General features: G+C 42.7%; 1 protein-coding gene and 1 pseudogene. One reads left to right on the plus strand and one right to left on the minus strand.

The genetic code is table 11. From position 1 onward, the window contains the following. Window positions 1-185: pseudogene (locus IQ229_RS21200) on the plus strand (glutathione-disulfide reductase); the annotation flags it as partial. Window positions 186-572: 387 nt separating this feature from the next. Here the strand turns inward: IQ229_RS21200 and IQ229_RS21205 are convergent. Next, entirely contained in the window at window positions 573-2,927 is a 2,355-nt protein-coding gene (locus tag IQ229_RS21205; protein WP_194047106.1) for a CHASE2 domain-containing serine/threonine-protein kinase, read from the minus strand. Between the last annotated feature and the right edge of the window lie 94 nt (window positions 2,928-3,021).

Below are 3,021 nucleotides of genomic sequence, written 5' to 3' on the forward strand. Positions count from 1 at the left end.
TTATGAAGTTAGTGCTTAATGCTGATTCTGGACAAGTTTTAGGCGCTCACATGGTGGGTGAACATGCAGCAGATATCATTCAAAGCCTCGGCGTGGCAATTCGCAAAGGCATTACCAAGGAAGATTTGGATAAAACAATAGGCATTCATCCCACGACAGGAGAAGAATTTCTGTCGTTAAATTAAAATTATGTGCAGGGCTGAGTGAAAAAGCCACAAACAGAGAAGGGGAAATCCTTCTTCTCATCTCCCTATTTTCATGCCCAATTATACTTTGGCAGCTTCAGAAATTAAATTAACGTGAGTTCGATGCACAGGATTTTGACCTCACCCCCAGCCCCTCTCCTAACAGGAGAGGGGAGCAAAAAGCCTAATTTTTCGTTGCTCCTCCCTCTCCTCTCAACTCTTGGAGAGGCTGCGCCAACGAGACGCTGCGCGAACGCAGGAGAGGGAGGCTGGGTAGGTGAGGTCTGTCGAATTCACGTTAAATTATCCAAATTTTTGTATCCAATACAACTATAAGATTTTGCTTCCCCTACTCAAGAACAGCTTCCACAGCGATTGGAGATTTTTTTATTTGGAAGTTTCTTGTCCTTCTGAGTAAGATTTTGTGAGAGCGCCTAATTCATCTAAAGTATTCATTAATAAGTCGTCTTCTGGGATATAGTGTCTGTGTTGGGAATTTACCAAATCGTCAAGAACTTTAAGAGCTTCAAGATCCTTAAGAGCTTCTGATGCAGACTGATATCGCTCTTTGAAGTCATCCAGCACCATTTTACTGAGAATCTTAGCTAGGGAGTGACTCACCTGAATGCAATCGCTCCATTTGATTTCCCCATTTGCGTCTCTATCTAGCTCACGGGGTGCTACACCAGTCAAGGCTTTAATCCCAACCATACCAACTGCATAGATATCACTACTGTACTGTGGACGCCCAAAACATTGTTCGCTTGGTGCGTAACCCTGAGTACCAATACCAATAGTGAAAGGGGTTGACTCTTGACGATCGAGTTGTTTGATGCCGACTTCCTTAACAGCTCCAAAGTCAATCAACACCAGTTTTCCGTCTAAGTGTCGCCGAATAATATTACTGGGTTTAATATCCCGATGTATCACGTGGTTTTCATGGACAAATGTTAATGTTTGCAATAAGTCTCTAACAATTTTGATCGCTGCAATTTCTTCAATTGCTCTACCTGCTGGAAGTTCTTGATTTAAAGGATGACCAATTATCTGTTCTTGGACTAAATAAAATTCTTCATCTTCTTCAAAATAGGCCAAAAGTTGAGGAATTTGAGCGTGCCTTCCCAATTTTTCTAGTGTTTGTGCTTCTGAGTGAAATAAACGTCTGGCAAGTTGCAATCCTTCTGGTTTGGTGTTGGCTGGTTTTAGTTGTTTGACAACACATCGCGGATTACCAGGACGTTGGGTATCTTCGGCAATGTAGGTTTCACTAAATCCACCGGAACCGAGAACTTTGACAATTTTGTAGCGTCTCGCCAAGACTTTCCCTGATAAGGCTAAATCTCGTTGCTGGATTAAGTCTTGGAAGTCATCTTGTTGGCTGATAATCTCTTGGACAACGGGTGAAGTTTTATACTTCTGAAAAATGTCTACTAATTGGCGTTTTCTGATGCTTTCCCTGATGACTGAGGTTGCCAAATAGGAAACTCCGGTCATGGCGATCGCGATCGTTGGTACGCTAGTGGGAAAAATTAACTGACCATAGACAAATAACCCATAACTAATTCCTCCCCAAGCGCCAGACAGGGCAAGGCTATAGAAAAATCTATGGATGCTACGCTTGCGTCTGCTAATCATCAAGGCTGAACTGCCCACTAGCATTAGCACAAACAAACCCTGTAAAGGTGGACTATTAATTCCTGGGGCGATCGCTTTCCCTGTCATCAAAGTTGCGATCGCATTGGCATGAATTTCCACGCCCGACATCGGTTCTGTGCTATTACTACCAGCGACTGGATAATAATCATTATGTAACTGATCTGTTGCCCCAATCAGCACGATCTTGTCTTTGAACACCTTTCCCTGCTGCAAATAGCTGTTCCAGTTTTGCGGGTCGAGTACGTGCCAAAAAGGTTTTTGCTCAAATGTACCCGCAGGCCCCCAAAAATAAATGCGATCGCCCTTTGGTCGGGGATAATTTACTTGTGCTGCCTTCAGCGCGGCTTCATCAAAAGAGAGTCGTTTTTTGGTAAATAAATTATCTTCACCTAATAATTTGGGATACTCACTCGCTAATCGATGAACTTTTCCATCTACTTCTAAAGGAAAATTAACTGAGCCAATGGATACTGACCCCGTGCGAAACATTTGTTGTGGGTCTGTTAGTTGCGTAAAAGAGCCTTGGTGTGTCTGGGAATTTTCGTAGACGGCTGCTAAGGCAACTTTATTGCCATATTTTTGCAATACTGCCTGAAATTGGCGATCGTCTGCAACTCCATAGCTGCTTGCCGTATCAAAAACTACGTCTAATGCTACAGCACGGGCACCTGCTTCGATTAATTTTGTGATTACCTGGGAGTATGCAGCCCGTTTATAAGGATAAGATTTTAGTGTTTCTAAGTAAGCATACTGTTTTGGATCTGTTTTATAGTACTGTTCGGGAACCGATATTGACTGATCGTCTATTGCTAAAATTACAATGTCTTCTGGAGGCACAATCGGCCCGCGCATTTGAAAAAAGCCAGAAAGCACCTGATTTTCCATCAATTGAACCAATTCCCCACCAGAAGCGCTCAATAGTGCGCCCCCAATTGCCCAAGTACCTGCCAGTAGATGACCTAAGCGAACCATCCACCGAGAGTGGCGAGCAGATGCTGTTGAAGTCACTTTTGTTGGTTTACTTGACAGTCTATTGGCAGTAGAGACATAGTTTTTAGTTAAGGTAGATGTAGGTTCTTCTGCCATATCGTGTTACTGATTGATTTTAGTCCAACATTTTTATTTATTCAGACCGCGTTTTAGTGCAAGCACATTGAAATAAGACTTAAATTATAATTTT

This window comes from Nostoc cf. edaphicum LEGE 07299, assembly GCF_015207245.1.
Taxonomy (GTDB): domain Bacteria; phylum Cyanobacteriota; class Cyanobacteriia; order Cyanobacteriales; family Nostocaceae; genus Nostoc; species Nostoc edaphicum_B.

What these genes read in the sequence shown, in the direction of transcription:
- IQ229_RS21205 (WP_194047106.1), bottom strand. Translation starts at nt 2,927, where the DNA reads ATGGCAGAAGAACCTACATCTACCTTAACTAAAAACTATGTCTCTACT.